Below are 18,400 nucleotides of genomic sequence, written 5' to 3'. Positions count from 1 at the left end.
AGTGGATTTGGACGGGTTACCACCTGACTTATTCATTATAAAGGACTTTTTCTTTGCACAAAATAAAATTAGTGAAGATTTAGAGTGTTTTTAATATTGAAATTTAATTAACGCAACACTAGTGATATTTTCATTTTCTTTTTTTTTATGGGGAACGATACTAAGAAAATGGATTGTGGGAGGAGACCGATATGCCTGAGCTTCCTGAAATGGAGAACTATAAAAACGTGTTAAAAGACAAAATTGCAAATCAAGTTGTAACAGATGTTCAAATAAACCGTGAGAAATCTATTAACATCAATCCTGACCTCTTCAAAAAAACGGTTCAGCACCAACAAATCGTCGATATCAACCGTCGAGGAAAGCATCTCCTATTCCAGCTAAAAAATGAGCAAACACTATTATTACACTTAATGTTGGGTGGATGGATGTTTTACGGCTCTGAATCGGAAAAACCAAACAGAACAATACAGGTCCGACTCTCATTTGGACAAAAACATCTTTATTTTATCGGTCTTCGGTTAGGATATTTACATCTATATAATCAAACTCAAACGAAGGAAAAGCTATCGGACTTAGGGCCAGAGCCATTAAATCCGGAATTTACCGTAAATGAATTTTTAAAAAGAATCGCTTCAAAACATGGCCGTTTAAAAACTACTTTACTCGATCAATCATTTATTGCAGGTATCGGGAATTGCTACTCAGCAGAGATATGCTTTCAGGCTGGAATCAAACCGACCAAGAATATTGATGACATTAATCGTAGTGACCGAAGCAGACTATATGATTCAATGAAAAATGTTCTTCAAGATGGGATTATGCACTGCGGGTATATGGATAATCCCATCTTTCAGGGAGACACCTTAACCGGTGGGTTTAATAATCGTTGCAAGGTTTATGACCGTGAAGGTCAACCATGCTATCGGTGTGGCGCAACAATTGTCATTGAGGTGATTTCCTCCAGAAAAACTTATTATTGTCCTAATTGCCAGAGGTGAAAACCCCTCACCTGATTGGAATACAAAAAAGGCACAAACCATTTAACTTATAATCGGTTGTGCCTTTTTTATTTTGGTGCTAATGGTACAATTATGTTTTTTTAACAAATACCTATTTCCCTTTGCTTCTAAATGTTATATACTAAATAAAAATAAGTATAACACATTTAAAGTAATTACATATATTATATCATGTTAATAGGATAAAGAGGGGTGGTAAAGATAAAACTTTCAAAGCGTCAAGACGAAATCTTGGAGATTGTAAAACAAAATGGACCAATCACAGGAAAAGAGATTGCAGATAAGTTGTCGTTGTCAAGGGCAGCGTTAAGACCGGACCTAGCCATCTTAACCATGTCAGGCAATATCGATGCAAGGCCGCGTGTCGGTTATTTTTATAATGATAAATTTAAGGTTAAGCGCCAAGCGGAGAGAGTCCTGCATCATAGTGTTAATAATTATAAAGCGCACCCTATTGTAGTTGGAAAATCAACCTCCGTATACGATGCCATTGTTCAATTATTTTTAGAAGATGTCGGCACACTTTACGCGGTTGATTCTGATGGGCATCTGGCTGGAGTCATTTCTAGAAAGGATCTGCTCAGAGCATCATTAGGTAATCAAAATCTTTCGGAGTTACCAGTCAGCGTCATTATGACGAGAATGCCAAATATTATCACCATTTATCCGGAAGAAACCTTGCTCGAGGCAGCAAAAAAGATGATCCAAAATCATATTGATTCGCTTCCTGTTGTGCGAGAAGCCGACGAACAAAAGAATACATATTTGCTAGTGGGGCGAATTACGAAAACAACGATCACAAGGGCATATTTAGAAATGATGGATGAAAAATCAGACTAAGGGAGTGGCTGTAATTTTGGCAGAAAAAGAAGTGGTCTATGTGGTTTCCGACTCAGTTGGGGAAACGGCTGGGTTTGTTGTGAAAGCAGTTGCCACCCAATTTAACGGGGGCCAAGTTGATATTCGTCGTAGTTCCTATGTCGAAGATTTTGAAGATATAGAGGATGTCATTCTATTAGCGATTAAGACTAATTCAATAATTGCTTATACGATTGTAATTCCAACCTTAAAACAGTATTTAGACCGTCGTGCAGCTGAAGAAGGCATCATGGCTGTTGATCTACTTAGTCCATTGATGAATGCTTTCGAAACCAAATTTAATAAGGAACCTCATCACCAGCCAGGCCTAATGAGAAAACTAGATGAGGAATACTTTCGAAAAATAGAAGCGGTAGAATTTGCCGTTAAGTACGATGATGGCCGTGACCCAAGAGGCATAACAAAGGCAGATATCGTCCTGATAGGTGTGTCGCGTACCTCCAAAACGCCGCTATCGATGTATCTGGCACACAAGGTGTTTAAGGTGGCCAATGTTCCACTGGTCCCCGAAGTCCAGCCGCCGGAGGAGTTATTTCAAATACCAAGGAAGAATTGCATCGGGCTTATTATTTCACCAGATAAGTTAAATGAAATCCGCAAAGAACGTTTGAGAGCGTTGGGGTTAGCTTCACGTGCTAACTATGCCAGCTTTGAGAGAATTTTAAAGGAACTAGACCATGCGGAAAAAATCATGAAGCGAGTAGGATGCCCTGTCATTGATGTCTCAAATAAAGCAGTAGAAGAAACAGCAGGCTTAATACTAGATATATTAAAAAAAGAGAGGAGCTTTTAACGATGGAGAAATTTGTTTACTTATTTCATGAGGGAAACGGAAATATGAGAGATTTACTTGGGGGTAAAGGGGCAAATCTTGCAGAAATGACTAGAATTGGCCTGCCAGTACCATTTGGTTTTACCATAACAACCCAAGCCTGTAATGCTTACTATGAATCTAGCAAAACCATTCCATTAGAAGTGGAACAACAAACACTAGACGCACTTAGCCGCTTAGAGGAAAAAATGGGTAAAAAACTGGGTGACCCCGAAAATCCACTATTAGTTTCAGTTCGATCTGGCTCTGTTTTTTCCATGCCAGGTATGATGGACACAATCTTAAACCTCGGAATGAACGACGAAACGGTAGCCGGTTTAGCAACATTAACCAATAATCCACGTTTTGCTTATGATTCGTACCGCCGTTTCATTCAGATGTTTAGTAATGTAGTCTTAGAAATTGATACATTTTATTTCGAGCAATACCTAGAAGAAACACGTGAACAGAAAGGGTATAGTACAGATCCAGAAATGTCTGCAGAAGATTGGCAGGAAGTAATTATTGGCTATAAGGCGATTGTCAAAAAGCATACAAGAAAAAATTTCCCACAGGACCCAAAACAACAGCTTTTTCTTGCGATTAACGCTGTCTTTAATTCATGGAACAATCAGCGCGCCATTGTCTACCGCCGCCTGAATAAAATTCCAGACCACCTTGGAACAGCCGTTAATATTCAAAGTATGGTGTTTGGCAATATGGGCAATGATTCTGGGACCGGTGTTGCTTTTACACGGAATCCTTCAACAGGTGAGCATGTCCTGTACGGAGAATATTTAATAAACGCCCAAGGAGAAGATGTTGTTGCTGGAATTCGCACACCACAGCCAATCGCAACATTAAAGGAAGAAATGCCGGAAGTATTTAAGCAATTTACAGATACATGTAAAATCCTTGAACAGCATTACCAGGAAATGCAAGACATTGAATTTACGGTAGAACGCGGCAAGCTCTTCATCCTGCAAACCCGGAATGGGAAACGGACAGCACAAGCAGCGATCCGAATTGCGGTTGAGATGGTTCAAGAAGGAATTATTGATAAAAAGACGGCCTTGATGCGCGTAGACCCTGACCAATTGAATCAACTACTCCACCGCAGGATTGATGACAAATTCGAAAAAAATATTTTAGCTAAGGGATTGCCAGCATCACCGGGAGCAGCGACAGGTCAGGTAGTCTTCGACGCAGATGAAGCCGAAAGTTTAGGAAATGATGGAAGAAAAGTGATCCTCGTTAGACCTGAAACAACGCCTGACGATATTCATGGTATCGTCGCCGCGCAAGCGATCTTAACTAGCCGCGGAGGAATGACCAGCCATGCTGCAGTTGTTGCACGCGGAATGGGGAAAGCTTGTATCTGTGGATGTGAGTCGTTAAAAATCGATTTAAGAGAAAAACAATTTACCATAGGAGAAACAGTAGTAAATTATGGTGATATTATTACCATCGATGGTTCCACAGGGGAAATTATGCTTGGTGAAATACCAATGATTGACCCAGAACTTTCTGATGAATTCCAACTCCTTTTAGCTTGGGCTGACCAAGAACGGAAAATTGGCGTTCGTGCAAATGCTGATAATCCGGAAGATGCAAAGAAATCCTTTGAATTTGGTGCTGGCGGCATTGGCCTATGCCGTACGGAGCATATGTTTATGGACTTGAAGAGGATTCCTATCGTCCAAAAAATGATCTTAGCGGATAATTACAATGAAAGAATGGATGCCTTAGGCCAGCTGTTACCAATGCAGCAAGGCGATTTTGAAGGAATATTTGAAGCCATGCAAGGTTTCCCGGTAACCATTCGTTTACTAGATCCGCCACTTCATGAATTTTTACCAGATAAAGAGGAACTGTTAGTAGAAGTGACAAAGCTTCAATTGACAGACCCTCAATCAGCAGATTTAAAGAAGAAAGAACAATTGCTTAAAAAGGTTCGTCAATTAGATGAATTTAATCCAATGCTCGGTCACCGCGGCTGTCGTCTTGGAATGATCAATCCTGAAATTTATGAAATGCAAGCAAAAGCCATCTTTTATGCTGCTGCAAAATTAGCTGAAAAAGGGATGGAAGTGCAGCCTGAAATTATGATTCCACTAGTTGGTCATGTGAACGAGTTAAAGCAAATGCGTCAATTAGTGAATGATGCTGCAGTTGTTGTTCAGCAAGAAACCGGTAAGAGTTTTAATTATACAATTGGTACGATGATTGAAATTCCTCGTGCCGCCCTAACTGCGGATCAAATTGCAGAGGAAGCAGACTTCTTCTCTTTCGGAACCAATGATTTAACGCAAACCACATTTGGATACAGCCGTGATGATGCAGAAGGCAAATTTCTGCAAGCGTATATTGAAACAAAAGTGCTGCCGGATAATCCATTTGCTGTACTTGACCAAGATGGGGTTGGCAAATTGGTAGAAACAGGTGTGAAGCTTGGCCGTGCGACCAAACCGTCCTTAAAAACAGGGATATGCGGAGAGCATGGCGGAGAGAAAAGTTCGATTGATTTCTGTTACAGAACGGGTCTAGATTATGTCAGCTGCTCGCCATATCGTGTGCCGCTTGCCCGCTTAGCTGCCGCTCAGGCAACCATTCGTCATGAATTAAACAAAGAAGAGGTTTATACAACTGCCTAAATAAACATTGGAAAAGGATGTGAGTATCCTTTTCTTTTTTTTGAATTGGAATAATATGTTAAAATAGCCATAACTGTCGAAAAATGAGCCAATAATACACTAATATGAGCCAAAACCGGTTGAAAATCAGCCATAAATCTCAGAAAATAAGCCAATACTCTCCTAAAATGAGCAATTGCAAAAACATACCTATTTCTAAACATGATAATCTCCATATTTTCCGCTTATACTATAATCAAAAATGAAAAAGGGGTTTATTGATGGGGGCAATTGAACGAGGCGGATACCGATTTGTACCAGAATATAGTGTCATCCAACAAAATGGAGCGATTCATGTGTATAATCGAGAGAGCTTTATTGAAGAAATCAAGTTTCAGTTTTTCGGAAAATATCCTGAACTGGATCAAATCGAGGAATTAGTGGATGTATATTGTAATGAACATAATATTTGAAGAACGCTTGTTCGATAATTTGATTAATGCTATAATGAACATGCAATAGTATAGTTTTCTCAAGGGTGGACGGCACATCTCCTAATAGAAAGGGGGTGATGCTTTTGACAGTTTTTCAGGCATTGATGTTTAGCTTATCGTTTGCTAGTCTCATTGTCACGGTTCTGTCCTTCCACAAAAAAAAATAATCCACCCTTGAGCCGGCAAGCAGAAGCGGTGGATTACGTTCCGTAACGCCGATCCCCAAAAAGGAAAGCAGCTATTGCATGACCGAGCCATTTTTGTCGTCAAGCTCGGTCTTTTTTACTATACGATAATCTATACTCACATTATACATAACTTTGAGAAAAAAGGAAAATCAAATTTTCTAGGTGGGATGAGAATGAATAAATTAACATCTATTTACCCTCAAGCTATTGAACAGACTAAGGTGAAAATCTATGAAGATATCGATCGATACCTCGAAACCAAAGAGTCTCTGCCATCTTTTGAACAGTATTTAGCTGAGCGTGGTCATTATAGTGAGCATGTATGGGTAAATGTGTGGTTGAACAAAGTAACAAACGATGTGCCTAAGAACGAAAAGAAGCAATTTTTAAGTGAACGAGGATTTGAAGTTCAAGGCATTGATCGGAAGCTCCTCAATAAACTTTTTCGTGATGAAATGAGAACCTACTTACCCTTCGATGCCATGGAATGGCTTCGAGAACAATTTGAAGGTCAGAAGGAAAAGTGGACTCACCGCTACCTTCAAGCCAAGGAGAACTTCGTAAAGCGGGAAGAACAGAAAAAACTAGAATCACGGAAGCACTCGATTCAAACGGAAATAGAGGATATAGCTGTTGGTATCTTAGAAGATCAATACGAGCTCTTTTATCTATATGTTCGATACTTTACAGCCAAACAACTTAATGCTGACATAAAAAATAATGTAAAGTTCCAATCGGTTGATACCTTTGCCCTTGAAGAAAAATTGGTCGACCAGGGTGCATTTAATCCGTCCTCTTATACAACAGTTGCCACCTTTTTTGAGGAGCTAACAGGCGATATTCATAAAACCTTGCGTTGGGGAAGGAGCTTTTTTGAATATCAAACGTATTTTTTTGTCTATGAAAGCCTAATTTCCGATTATTTATCAGAGCTTATCCCACAGAAAGTACTGGAACAACTTCCGGGGGAACTTAAGGAAGATTTTTATCAAACCTTTCATGAAGAATTATCAGCTTCCTTTGTTAAAGGAAGCATCGCACAGCCTTTATACGATGTAGAGAGTTACTTTATAGAAGATATTCAGCAGGAATATCTTACAGATTTATTGAAATTAGCAGAGATTCCTTTCGATGAGAACGTTCATTGGGAAATTTTTGAGAAGGACTATCAGGAGCGGGAAGAAAAGAAAAAAGCGGAGCAAGAAGAACTGCTGCATAAAAAAGAGGCAGAAGAACGGATGATGCGGGATATCTTTGGGGAAGAGTATGACCCTTCGTTAAGGAGGAATGTCCGTTATGTTCTGCACATTGGCGAAACTAATACCGGAAAAACCCATCATGCGCTTGAAAAAATGAAGGAGGCGGCCAATGGCCTATATTTAGCACCGCTTCGCTTATTAGCGCTCGAGGTTTACGACAAATTAAATGCCGAAGGAATACCTTGTTCATTAAAAACAGGAGAAGAAGAAAAAATTGTTGCTGGTGCCGAACATATCTCGTGTACCGTCGAAATGTTTCATGAAAAAGAGTATTACGAGGTTGTGGTTATTGACGAAGCACAAATGTTAACTGACAAGGACCGCGGTTTTGCCTGGTATAAAGCGATCACCAAGGCAAATGCAGCAGAGGTCCATATCATCGGCAGCCGCAATGCCAGGACCATGGTACTGCAGTTATTAGGTGATGCTAATATTGAAATTCACGAATATAGCCGTGACACACCACTGGAAGTGGAAAAGAAAGAGTTTAACATCAAACACGTTAAAAAAGGCGATGCCCTGATCTGTTTTTCAAGAAGACGTGTGCTTGAAACGGCCTCAAGGCTGCAAAATGATGGCCATTCCGTCAGCATGATTTACGGGAGTATGCCTCCGGAAACGAGGAAAAAACAGATTGAGCAGTTTAATACAGGAATGACCAAGGTGATTGTCTCGACAGATGCCATAGGAATGGGCTTGAACCTGCCAATCCGCCGAATTGTTTTTCTAGAAAATGACAAGTTTGATGGCACAAGAAGACGGCTGTTAACCTCACAAGAAGTGAAGCAAATTGCCGGTCGTGCTGGTCGGAAAGGGATTTATGATGTCGGTAAAGTCGCTTTCACGAGTGATATTAAGAAAATGAGAAATTTATTGGAGCAGGAAGATGAACCGGTTCATACCTTTGCCATCGCTCCGACCAATTCAGTTTTTGAACGCTTTCAACGTTATTATCATGATTTGGGAACATTTTTTGAACTATGGGATAAATTTGAAAGTCCAAAGGGAACGAAAAAGGCCTCATTGTCGGAAGAAAAGTCTCTATATCATATGATTGTTGGGACTGAAGTGGAAGCACGGCTTTCTTTAATGGACTTATATGGATTTTTACACCTGCCTTTTTCAAAAAATGAATCATTGTTAACCAGACAATGGGAAGATACAATGTACGCCTTAATTGAAGGAAGAGACCTCCCGGAGCCAGTTGTAAGGGAGAGAAGCTTGGAAGATTTGGAATTAAGCTATAAAGCGATTGGGCTGCACTTGTTATTCCTATATAGGTTAGGTCAGCGCACAGAAGCGTTTTATTGGGAACGTCTTCGTGAGGAAGTGAGTGACCGTGTCCAAGAACGGCTTAAAACGGATATAAGAAAGTTTGTTAAAAAGTGCAAAACCTGCGGTAAAAAGCTGCCATGGGATCATAGCTTTCCAACCTGTGATGCTTGTCATGCCGCCAAGTATAAACGATATCGATATGGTGATGACTATTAAACGTAAATGGACTGTGAATTAATGAAATAGCCAGACGCTAAATTTATCATTTTAGGCAATGACCCTGAGTTCTTTTTGAGCTCGGGTTTAATTTGTAATAATATAATAATCTGTAAAGAAAGGGATACACTCATAAGAAAAAAGGAAGGCTGGAACTTGGTTTGATTAGATTAGTTAAAAATACTGTGATTATATTAACAACGATGGTTATTTCCATAACCCCCTACACACAGGTAAAGGCAATGTCTGGTTATGAAAATATGTCTCAGCAACTTAATCAAATCATTATGAAAGATCCGGCCTTACAAGGGGCCATTGCCGGAATAAGTGTCAGGTCTGCCGCAAACGGTGCAATCCTATATGATTACCAAGGTGATGTCCGCCTACGGCCTGCTTCTAACATGAAACTATTGACAGCCGCCGCAGCTCTCAAGGTACTGGGTGAAAACTATACCTTTGCCACAGAAGTACAGACAGATGCAAAGGAAATCAAGAAAACCATTCAAGGAAATCTATATTTAAAAGGAAATGGCGACCCGACATTACTTAAAGATGATTTTGACAATATGGCAATGGCGATTGAAAAACTCGGTGTAAAAAAAATAAAAGGAAATTTGGTAGCTGATGATTCCCGTTACGATCATATTCGCTATTCACTAGATATGCCATGGAGTGACGAATCAACCTACTACGGTGCCCAAATTTCCGCTCTAACGGTCTCTCCAACAAAAGACTACGACTCAGGCTCCATTAAGGTAAAGGTGGAACCCGGATCGAGAATCGGCGATAAGGTAAAAGTAACGGTTACTCCGAAAAGTAATTATGTGAAAATTATTAACCGTTCCGTAACAGTTGCTGAGAATGGCAAAAAAAAGATGAAGATTGAACGGGAACATTCGAAAAATACAGTAACAATCGAAGGAACTCTTCCGCTTAAAACCAAAGAAATAAAGGAGTGGATTGGGGTTTGGGATCCAACCCGTTTTGCGGCAACTCTTTTTAGACAAGCATTAGCTGATCATGGGATTACTGTTACAGGAAAAATTAAAACCGGTACAGTCCCTGAACAGGCAAAACTATTAACCAAACATCAATCTATGCCTTTATCGGAATTGCTTGTTCCATTTATGAAACTCAGTAATAATGTCCATGCCGAAATGTTAATCAAGGAAATGGGCATGGTGAAAGAAGGTGAGGGCACATGGGAGAAGGGGTTATCCGTTTTAAAATCGCAGGTGGCAACGTTGGGGGCTAATCCCAATACGATGGTGATAAGGGATGGATCCGGCATCTCTCACGTTGATTGTATTCCGGCCAATCAACTCTCTTTAGCTTTATTTGCAGTCCAGAAGGAAAAGTGGTTTCCAGCCTATTTACATGCACTTCCTGTCGCAGGTAATCCTGAAAAAATGGTTGGTGGTTCGCTAAGAAAACGCATGAACGGTCCGAGTACGGCAGGAAAGGTAAAAGCAAAAACAGGTACCCTTTCAACCGTTACTTCTTTATCTGGATATGTGAACACGAAAAGTGGGCAAACCTTGATATTCTCTTTCCTATTAAATAACATGCTAGATGAAACGAAGGGGAAAAAAGTTGAGGATGCCCTAGTGACTATTTTAGCGAATCAGTAATTAAAAAAATCAATAACCTTCTGTCGGTATAGAAAACACAGCTGGTGCAAAAAATATCCCTTATTATAGTGCAGATGGGAAGGGAATAACTTATGATTTTCGGCAGTCATGTTAGCATTAAAGATGGATATTTAGGTGCTGCAAAAAGAGCGGTTGCTAATCAGGCATCCGCTTTTCAATATTTTCCGAAAAACCCAAGAAGTCTGACAATTAAGAATTTCGATCAAGAAGATGCGAAAAGCTGTAAGGATTTTTGTCTAGAATATCAGCTTTGTTCAGTTGCCCATACCCCGTATTCCACGAGTATCACCCCCTCAAAAGACAAACATGATCTAACCATTGCCTCTCTTCTTAATGATTTAGAAATTACGGAAGCCTGCGGTTCGATTGGGGTAGTGGTCCATTACGGCAGTCAAATCAGTAAAACAGACCCGCTTGCCAGTTATCATTTAATGTTAAACGTACTTAACAGTGTTCTTAGCCAGTGGTACGGCAGCTCTTTAATTCTATTAGAGAATAATGCAGGTACGAAGGGAGCACTTGGTACAACTATCGAAGAACGATTCGAAATTTATGTGAGTATCCAGAGAAAATAGGCTTTTGTTTGGACACTTGTCATGCGTATGCAAGTGGTCTTTGGAATGGGGAAAATACCGAGGAATTAATCGAAAAGGGTGATAGCTTAGGATATTGGGAACATTTAAAAGCAATCCACTTGAATAATTCCAAATATCCAACAGGCTCCAAGAAGGACCGTCATGCCAATATTTTTAATAGCACCAATGGATATATCAACGCCGAACAGTTAAAAGAACTTGTTAAAACCCCTGTTACAGCAGGAATCCCTTTAATATTAGAAACACCTGATGGTGAGGGGGTTAGCCACAGAGAGGAAATCAAAATGCTGAAACAAAGATGGGGATTACGGAAGACCATTATTTAGAGACAATCCACCCAAAAACCCATGCCAATCTAGCTCTAAATTGTTAACATAAAAAAACGCATGGCAAATCACCATGCGTTATAGGTTATTATTAATTAAAAGTCAAACTCGCTTAATTGGTCCATGTGGCTGGCAATCATGGCAATAATGGTAGATGCTTCTTCTTTGCTAAAAATAAAGTGGGATTCGTCCTTGATCAATTCATCATCCGTGGTCCAAATTCGGTTTACCCGTTTTAGTACTCCATCTCCAGTTTCCTGTACAACCCCAAACTGATAAGTGACCTCTACTTCGTCTTCGTGCTTGAAAGCAGTCACTTCAGGTGTGGACCAGTCAACATCAATTTCCTCAAAAATATCATCCTCATTAATTTGTTCCGCTTCATAATATTCTTCGTCTATGTCGTCTTCAGCGGCCTCGCAGTCTTCTTCATCAAATACTTCCTCTGACTGAAGATAGACTCCATCATCAGTATAATGGTCATCGCCATTGATGTAATCATGAAGGCTTGCATGCACTTCATCGATAATCTCCTCAATATCTGAAAGGATGATTTTCGCCGTGTGACCGCTGTCAACATCGAAGCTATCCACGTAAAACTCTTCATTCTGCGGATCAAAGAAAAGGGTACAGAAAAAATCACGATCGAGCTCTTCTGTGTCAACATCTGCAGTGTCTACAAAGAACTCAATCCTTGGATGTTTGGCAGCTCTTTCAATGGTCATTTGACCAACTTGATCATATTCTTCACAAATAGACTCTAGGTGATCTTGCAATTCAGCACATACTCTGTCAAACCATTCTAACGACATCAAACATCCCATCCTCTCAAGGTTATCAGCGTTATTATTTCCAACCATCAACTATTTATGTTAATATTTACTTTGCTATGGAGGAAATCACTATCTCATTTATAGTCTTTCCAAAAATTGTGGATTCTATTGGAAGAAATCATGAGAAAATGGATAAAGAATTGACCAAAAAAGAAGGAGAAGAAATGTAAGAACTTGAAAAAGTAAGACATACAACATAACTCATCTGAGGTAACTGGTAGGATGAGTTATGTTGTATGTCGGTTTTAAAAGAATTAAACCACTCATTCTTAGTGTAAATGGTGCCTGTCACTGATAAGGGTCTTTTCAACTTGCTTATGCTGAAAAAGGCACTTTGTTGTTGATGTGACGGTTGTGGTTTATAGAGTAGTATTTCAGTAACCAAAAGAGGAAGATAAACAGGATGGCTGATATGGTGTACTGAAGGTTGGTGGAAAGGTAGGGGTGGCGCCCAGTTTCTTTTATACTTACGATTGCACTTTCTGGGTTTCCAACTAAACCAAAGAGTAGACCGTAAGCCATATTAAGACCATAGTGAATGCCGGTGTCCGCCCAAATGCTTCCAGTTTTATAGAAGGCAAGTGTTAGGGAAAGACCTAGAATGATTGAAAAGATGATATTACTTAGACTAAACCCTGCGTACCAATAATCATCTAAGGCATATATCAGGATACTGACCACGGACACCCAGCCAATATGGATTTTGTCTTTTAAAAGTCCAAAGATATAACCTCTAACTATTAGATCATTTATTAGAGACCCGAAAAAATAGCCCACAAATATCTCTAAAATAGGCATGAGAATGGCTCCCAGACCTTTTGTGCCATTATATACCAAATCACCCGAAAAGAATTGTATGCCAAACATCAGCATCCAAAAACTAAATCCAATGATAAAGCTAAGGAAAAATTCTTCTTCCAACCTTGATGGTACAAGATACCTAGTCCTTTTAACCCGCCTAATCCAACCCACTTTGAGACCAAGTAGGCAAGCGGAAAGAAAAGGAGGATAGTAATAAATTGAAGATACGAATTACCTAACTGAACAGGGACCAGATTAAAGTATAAATCTAATATAATAAAGCCTATAATGCCTTTTAGAATGTATTTCATTTTGAACTCCACCTCCATTAAAAATGATTATGGTCATAATTAATTTATACCTTATTTAAAGGTGAAAACAACTAGTTGTCTATAAATTTAGAATTTTTCTTATACTGCAGCAGCTGAGCACATTGTATTGGTTTTGACCTTCATTATGATACTATGAACGTAAGTAACGAAAATTGAGGTGTAAAAATGAAAATTGAAGTTTGGTCTGACTATGTTTGTCCGTTTTGTTATATTGGAAAACGCCGCTTAGAACTGGCGTTAGAACAATTTCCACATAAAGAGCAGGTTGAGGTTGAATTTAAGGCCTTCGAACTAGATCCAAATTCCCCTATGTATAATGGGGAAAGTATTCATGAGGTATTGGCTAATAAGTATCGAATGAGTGTTGAACAAGCAAAACAAGCCAATCAAAATGTTGGAAACCAAGCAGCAACTGTCGGTCTAACGTATAATTTTGATGGTATGAAGCCAACCAATACATTTGATGCCCACCGCTTAGCGAAGTTTGCAAAAACAAAAGGGAAAGCTGCGGTCGTGTCTGAAAAATTATTGCAGGCTTACTTTACTGAGGCAAAACATATTGGGGATTTTGACACATTAGCAGACATTGCTGAAGCCTCAGGATTAAACCGCCAAGAGGTGTTAAATGTCCTTCATGACAAAACCGCTTTTGCTAATGAAGTCCGTGCTGACGAGGCCATAGCCCAGCAATACCAAATTGGCGGGGTACCGTATTTTATCATTAACTCAAAGTACGCCATATCCGGCGCACAACCACTGGAAACATTCAAGGGTGCCTTACAAAAGGTTTGGGAGGAAGATGCACCTCAACCGATGTTTCAGGATTTGTCAACCGAGCAGGATGTCAGCTGTGCGGATGGAAACTGTATTATTCCTGAAAAAGACTAGGATGGCTATTAGGTAATAATACAAAAGGGAAAGGCTCATTAGATTCTTTCCCTTTTGTATTGGATTACCACATTTCCATGGGTCTTCTTCTAACTCGATATTCCCACATATTCCCGCCATCCCAACAGATTTTTGTCTGGGTTTTCCCATTTACAGAGTTTTGCCATTGGGAGTTTCGACAGTCATTTGTATGTTTTACTGATACATGGTTTGATGGTAATTGGTTTAAGCTATTATTCCCCGTGGATAAATTACTTGAATATGACTCTTGGGGGTGATGAACATAGGAACCTAACATAAAGTCCCAGAAGTTTCCTCTCCTTACATGTTCTGCCCCATTTTGAAAACCTCCTAATGAAGACTCACTCATATCTGTGCACCTCCTTACAAGCTAGAAAAGAGAATAACAATAACAATAACCTGCCTAACCTCCACTTTTCTTTTACCAATTTACGTAAAAAAGACTGTCCAAGTTTGGGACAAAAGCCTACCAATTTGAAAAAAAGGTGACAATAGTAGAAATGGTGCCTGACACCGAAGTCAAACTTGCCGCCCATTTTAGCGAAATCTTTCCAAGAATGCCAATCCACTAAATGTAAAACACTATGTTAAAAAGGAGTGCTTAACGGTGAAAGAAACTCTCAATTCTAAAGTAATTTCGGTCTTAGAAGACAAAATTCAATTAATTAAAACGGATAAAGGCGCCATCTACTTAGTAGGCCCCATCCGTCTACCGGTAAATTTGTATGGGGAAACGGTTGTTTTTAAATGGTATTGTTGGCTAAATTGTGATGAAGTAACAGAGGATTTTCAAAAAATTATTGAAAAATTATCTTCAGCCAATTTAGCGGAATTCCAGCAATCCAGCGTCCTCGCTTATGGGGACTTTGAATATGGGGATGATGCGATTATCCGTTTTCACTCCATTTGCCATACGGGAGATATCTTTGGAAGTAAGCGATGTGATTGCGGCTTTCAATTAAAGCAATCCATGAAGATGATTGCAGACCACGGAATTGGAGCATTATTTTACTTAGCCAACCATGAAGGAAGGGGAATTGGTTTATTCAGTAAGGCAATGGCCTATATTCTTCAAGAGAACGGCTACGACACAGTGGAGGCCAACGAAGCGCTTGGATTTGTGGATGACTCCAGGAATTATGGAGATGCGATTCGAGTCCTTAAAGCATTAAGGTCTAAACCGGTTACTCTAATCACGAACAATCCTAAAAAGCTCCAAGCATTAAAGAATGCTGGTTTAGAGGTTTCAGGCAGAGAATCTCTATGGGGGGATATTTCAGAATACAATGAGAAGTATTTGAAAACTAAAATCAATAAGTCTGGTCATTTGAACGATGATGGGACTTGTTGTAATGATTAAAGGTTCACTATAAGAGCAATAAATGTACATGGCTAATCTTTAAATAGAGATTAGCCTTTTTGTTTTGAAAACGTTTACTAAAAAAGGAAGGATATTATCATTTTTTATCGAATTATAAAAATGTAAGTTTATTCCACGTGAAAGAGGGCGAACGAATGTCTCTTGACCCACAAACAAAAATGTTACTAGATTATTTAGCTTCTTTGGGCACGCCGCCATTAGAAACCTTAACACCAGAGCTGGCAAGGAAAGCCTTTCAGCTTCCTAAAGGTGAAATCGAACCAGTCGGCAATGTAGAGGACCGGACCATTCCTCGACCAGAAGGTGATATTCCAATTCGAGTCTATTATCCAAAAGAGGTTCAAACCAACTTCCCGGCACTTGTTTATTTCCACGGCGGCGGCTGGGTGGTCGGCAACCTAGAAACACATGATAATATTTGCAGGGCTTTAACAAACCTTGCAAACTGTGTAACGATTTCTGTTGACTATCGACTAGCACCCGAGCATAAATTCCCAGCTGCTGTTTACGATTGCTATGCAGCAGTCGAATATGTATCTGCAAATCCGGAAGAGTTTCAAGTGGACCCTGCTAGAATTGCCGTAGGAGGGGATAGCGCAGGAGGTAATCTTGCGGCAGTAATCTCAAACTTGGCAAAAGACAAGCAAAAACCAGCGATTTGCTTCCAATTACTCCTCTATCCAGCTACTAACATTTGGGGTGAACCAACCCAATCGATGCTTCAAAATGCGGAAGGCTACTTTTTAACCCAAGGGACAATGGAATGGTTCCTTAACTGTTATTCGAACGGGGAAGAGGAGGATAAGAATAATCCGCTTTTAGCTCCTATACTCTATGAAAAATTTACCGGTTTGCCTCCGGCACTTGTTATTACGGCTGAATATGATCCGCTCCGAGATGAAGGAGAACTTTATGCAAGGAAACTTCAGGAGGCCGGGGTGAAGGCAGAGCTGGTCCGCTACGATGGGACCATTCATGGTTTCATGAGCATGGCTTCTGTTATTGCACTTGGAAAGGCTGCACTGGAAAAATCAGGTCAAGCACTAAAAGAAGTATTTTATCAAACAAAAAGCCCTATCTGATAACTCATCTTTTTGAAAGCATATGTATGGCTGGCATAAGTTTTTTTTGAAAAAAGAAAACGACGGTGAAATAATTATATGAATTTTCAAGTAATAATAAGGAGTGGATTACATGTTTTCACCACTAACGCCGCTTGATTGGAAACGGAGAGCGATCAAGTATTATCCGAAAAAGATCGCAGTAATTGATGGTGTGAAAGAATTTACATACGAAGAATTTGGACAACGTGCCGACCAGCTTTCAACTGCCCTGCATCATGCAGGAATTCAAGAAGGAGATCATGTAGCAGTGATGCTGCCAAACACCCATTACATGTTGGAATGTTTTTATGGAATTTGTCAGCTTGGTGCAGTCATGGTGCCCTTGAATTATCGATTATCTGCAAAAGACTTAGAATATATTATCAAACACAGCGATACAAAAATGTTAATCGTGGATGAGGAGTTCACGAAGCCAATTGAGGAAATCGTCCAAAATCTAGCATTGCATGATATTATTATTGTCCGGGTTCCTGGACACGAGACTACATTAAAAGGTATAGATTATGAGGATTTTCTTCAGCATACAAAAGAAAAAGCCGATTTTCCTGTGGTTGAAATCGATGAAAACCAGCTGCTAACGTTGAATTACACTAGCGGAACCACTTCTCATCCGAAGGGTGTCATGTTGACCCATCGTAGTAACTATATGAATGCGGCTAATTTTATGTATCACCTGGGAGTAAACTATGATGATGTATATCTTCATACATTGCCAATGTTTCATGCTAATGGTTGGGGCGGGGTCTGGGCAATTACAGCAGCAGGTGGTACCCATGTTTGCTTACGCAAGGTTGATCCACCATTAATCCTTGATTTATTTGAAAACAAGAAGATTTCATTGCTTTGCGGAGCACCAACCGTGGTAAATATGCTGGTAAATGAACCAAAAGCAAAAGAAATAAAAGTGCAGACGCATCCGCGTATGGCGACAGCTGGTGCACCGCCTGCAGCTGCATTAATTCAGAAAGCGCAGGAGATCCTGGGCTTAAAGATGATACATGTTTACGGTTTGACAGAAACTTCACCTTTTATCCTCTATTGCGAATGGAAAAAAGAGTTTGATTCAAAATCTGCTGATGATCAAGCAACCATTAAGGCAAGACAAGGGATTGAACTCGCTTTTAATGGGGAAACAAAGGTCGTTCGACAGGATGGGGAAGAAGTGGCCTGGAATGGAAGAGAGCTCGGTGAAATCGTGACCCGCGGAAATGTCGTCATGTCAGGTTATTATAAAGACCCGCAAAATACGGCAGCAGCGATTAGGGATGGCTGGTTTCATTCTGGAGATTTAGCGGTCACCCATCCGGATGGATATATTGAAATCCAAGATCGTGCCAAGGATTTGATTATTTCTGGCGGGGAAAATATATCTTCAACAGAGGTAGAAGGTGTGTTATACAAGCATCCTGCTGTATTGGAAACGGCAGTTATTGCCATTCCAGATGAAAAATGGGGCGAGGTGCCAAAGGCTATTATTGTACTGAAACCGGAGACAGCCGTGACGGAAGAGGAGATTATCCAATTTTGCCGAAGCAACATGGCCCACTTTAAAGCACCTAAAACAGTCGAATTTGTGGAAGCGCTGCCAAAAACAACAACTGGTAAACTACAAAAATATCGTCTCCGTGAAATGTATTGGAAGGGGCCTAAGAAAGTAAATTAAAGAGAT

At 39.9% G+C, this 18,400-nt stretch carries 15 protein-coding genes and 1 pseudogene; 12 read left to right on the top strand and 4 right to left on the bottom strand.

All coding sequences use genetic code 11. The features are described from left to right. The first annotated feature begins 191 nt into the window (after positions 1-191). From mutM to M3226_RS28020, 8 genes and pseudogenes are all read left to right on the top strand, one after another. Positions 192-1,001: a bifunctional DNA-formamidopyrimidine glycosylase/DNA-(apurinic or apyrimidinic site) lyase gene (mutM, locus tag M3226_RS28055; RefSeq protein ID WP_251572357.1), complete on the top strand. Its 810-nt coding sequence runs from the start codon at positions 192-194 to the stop codon at positions 999-1,001. Positions 1,002-1,214: 213 nt separating this feature from the next. Next, the gene (locus tag M3226_RS28050; RefSeq protein WP_251572356.1) at positions 1,215-1,862 is read left to right on the top strand and encodes a helix-turn-helix transcriptional regulator; all 648 of its coding nucleotides are present in this window, start codon (positions 1,215-1,217) and stop codon (positions 1,860-1,862) included. 16 nt (positions 1,863-1,878) lie between these two features. Then, positions 1,879-2,694, top strand: a complete 816-nt coding sequence (locus tag M3226_RS28045) for a pyruvate, water dikinase regulatory protein (RefSeq protein WP_251572353.1) — start codon at positions 1,879-1,881, stop codon at positions 2,692-2,694. Between the two features lie 2 nt (positions 2,695-2,696). After that, positions 2,697-5,366, top strand: coding sequence for a pyruvate, phosphate dikinase (ppdK, locus tag M3226_RS28040; RefSeq protein WP_251572351.1), 2,670 nt, complete (start codon positions 2,697-2,699; stop codon positions 5,364-5,366). Positions 5,367-5,626: 260 nt separating this feature from the next. Beyond that, the gene (locus M3226_RS28035) at positions 5,627-5,818 is read left to right on the top strand and encodes a YbxH family protein (protein ID WP_251572349.1); all 192 of its coding nucleotides are present in this window, start codon (positions 5,627-5,629) and stop codon (positions 5,816-5,818) included. Between the two features lie 382 nt (positions 5,819-6,200). Beyond that, positions 6,201-8,777 (top strand): DEAD/DEAH box helicase, encoded by a 2,577-nt coding sequence (locus M3226_RS28030; protein ID WP_251572347.1) that lies wholly within the window; start codon positions 6,201-6,203, stop codon positions 8,775-8,777. Between the two features lie 161 nt (positions 8,778-8,938). Beyond that, positions 8,939-10,408, top strand: a complete 1,470-nt coding sequence (gene dacB / locus M3226_RS28025; protein WP_251572346.1) for a D-alanyl-D-alanine carboxypeptidase/D-alanyl-D-alanine endopeptidase — start codon at positions 8,939-8,941, stop codon at positions 10,406-10,408. A gap of 92 nt (positions 10,409-10,500) precedes the next feature. Next, positions 10,501-11,351 (top strand): annotated as a pseudogene (locus M3226_RS28020) (deoxyribonuclease IV). A gap of 95 nt (positions 11,352-11,446) precedes the next feature. Here M3226_RS28020 and M3226_RS28015 read toward each other — a convergent pair. From M3226_RS28015 to M3226_RS28005, 3 genes are all read right to left on the bottom strand, one after another. After that, positions 11,447-12,163 carry a hypothetical protein gene (locus tag M3226_RS28015; RefSeq protein WP_251572344.1) on the bottom strand — a complete coding sequence of 239 codons (717 nt, stop codon included), beginning with the start codon at positions 12,161-12,163 and terminating at the stop codon, positions 11,447-11,449. A 336-nt stretch (positions 12,164-12,499) separates the two neighbouring features. Beyond that, complete coding sequence (locus M3226_RS28010) at positions 12,500-12,982, bottom strand: CPBP family intramembrane glutamic endopeptidase (RefSeq protein ID WP_251572343.1); 483 nt, start codon at positions 12,980-12,982, stop codon at positions 12,500-12,502. Positions 12,983-13,050: 68 nt separating this feature from the next. Next, on the bottom strand, positions 13,051-13,296 hold the full coding sequence (locus tag M3226_RS28005; protein ID WP_251572341.1) for a hypothetical protein: 246 nt from the start codon (positions 13,294-13,296) through the stop codon (positions 13,051-13,053). Positions 13,297-13,482: 186 nt separating this feature from the next. On the opposite strand from M3226_RS28005, the gene M3226_RS28000 reads away from it, so the two are divergent. After that, a complete protein-coding gene (locus M3226_RS28000) occupies positions 13,483-14,205 on the top strand; it encodes a DsbA family oxidoreductase (protein WP_251572339.1) in 723 nt (240 codons plus the stop codon). Between the two features lie 64 nt (positions 14,206-14,269). On the opposite strand, the gene M3226_RS27995 is transcribed toward M3226_RS28000, so the two are convergent. After that, complete coding sequence (locus M3226_RS27995) at positions 14,270-14,575, bottom strand: hypothetical protein (protein ID WP_251572338.1); 306 nt, start codon at positions 14,573-14,575, stop codon at positions 14,270-14,272. Between the two features lie 258 nt (positions 14,576-14,833). Here M3226_RS27995 and M3226_RS27990 point away from each other — a divergent pair, with 258 nt between their 5' ends. The 3 genes from M3226_RS27990 to M3226_RS27980 all read left to right on the top strand — a co-directional run bounded on the left by M3226_RS27990 (position 14,834) and on the right by M3226_RS27980 (position 18,394). Then, on the top strand, positions 14,834-15,586 hold the full coding sequence (locus M3226_RS27990) for a GTP cyclohydrolase II (RefSeq protein ID WP_098531880.1): 753 nt from the start codon (positions 14,834-14,836) through the stop codon (positions 15,584-15,586). A 155-nt stretch (positions 15,587-15,741) separates the two neighbouring features. Further along, positions 15,742-16,689, top strand: a complete 948-nt coding sequence (locus tag M3226_RS27985) for an alpha/beta hydrolase (RefSeq protein ID WP_251572336.1) — start codon at positions 15,742-15,744, stop codon at positions 16,687-16,689. A gap of 112 nt (positions 16,690-16,801) precedes the next feature. Continuing rightward, a complete protein-coding gene (locus M3226_RS27980) occupies positions 16,802-18,394 on the top strand; it encodes a long-chain-fatty-acid--CoA ligase (RefSeq protein ID WP_251572334.1) in 1,593 nt (530 codons plus the stop codon). The last annotated feature ends 6 nt before the right edge of the window (positions 18,395-18,400 follow it).

Source organism: Neobacillus cucumis (genome assembly GCF_023715505.1).
Note: the sequence above shows the minus strand (reverse complement) of the source record. Positions and strands in the feature narration are given on the sequence as shown.

Bases quoted from the DNA above. Each gene is read 5' to 3' on its own strand.
- mutM (WP_251572357.1), top strand. From the start codon at position 192: ATGCCTGAGCTTCCTGAAATGGAGAACTATAAAAACGTGTTAAAAGAC.
- ppdK (WP_251572351.1), top strand. From the start codon at position 2,697: ATGGAGAAATTTGTTTACTTATTTCATGAGGGAAACGGAAATATGAGA.
- M3226_RS28035 (WP_251572349.1), top strand. From the start codon at position 5,627: ATGGGGGCAATTGAACGAGGCGGATACCGATTTGTACCAGAATATAGT.
- M3226_RS28030 (WP_251572347.1), top strand. From the start codon at position 6,201: ATGAATAAATTAACATCTATTTACCCTCAAGCTATTGAACAGACTAAG.
- M3226_RS28015 (WP_251572344.1), bottom strand. From the start codon at position 12,163: ATGTCGTTAGAATGGTTTGACAGAGTATGTGCTGAATTGCAAGATCAC.
- M3226_RS28010 (WP_251572343.1), bottom strand. From the start codon at position 12,982: ATGCCTATTTTAGAGATATTTGTGGGCTATTTTTTCGGGTCTCTAATA.
- M3226_RS28005 (WP_251572341.1), bottom strand. From the start codon at position 13,296: ATGAAATACATTCTAAAAGGCATTATAGGCTTTATTATATTAGATTTA.
- M3226_RS28000 (WP_251572339.1), top strand. From the start codon at position 13,483: ATGAAAATTGAAGTTTGGTCTGACTATGTTTGTCCGTTTTGTTATATT.
- M3226_RS27995 (WP_251572338.1), bottom strand. From the start codon at position 14,575: ATGAGTGAGTCTTCATTAGGAGGTTTTCAAAATGGGGCAGAACATGTA.
- M3226_RS27985 (WP_251572336.1), top strand. From the start codon at position 15,742: ATGTCTCTTGACCCACAAACAAAAATGTTACTAGATTATTTAGCTTCT.
- M3226_RS27980 (WP_251572334.1), top strand. From the start codon at position 16,802: ATGTTTTCACCACTAACGCCGCTTGATTGGAAACGGAGAGCGATCAAG.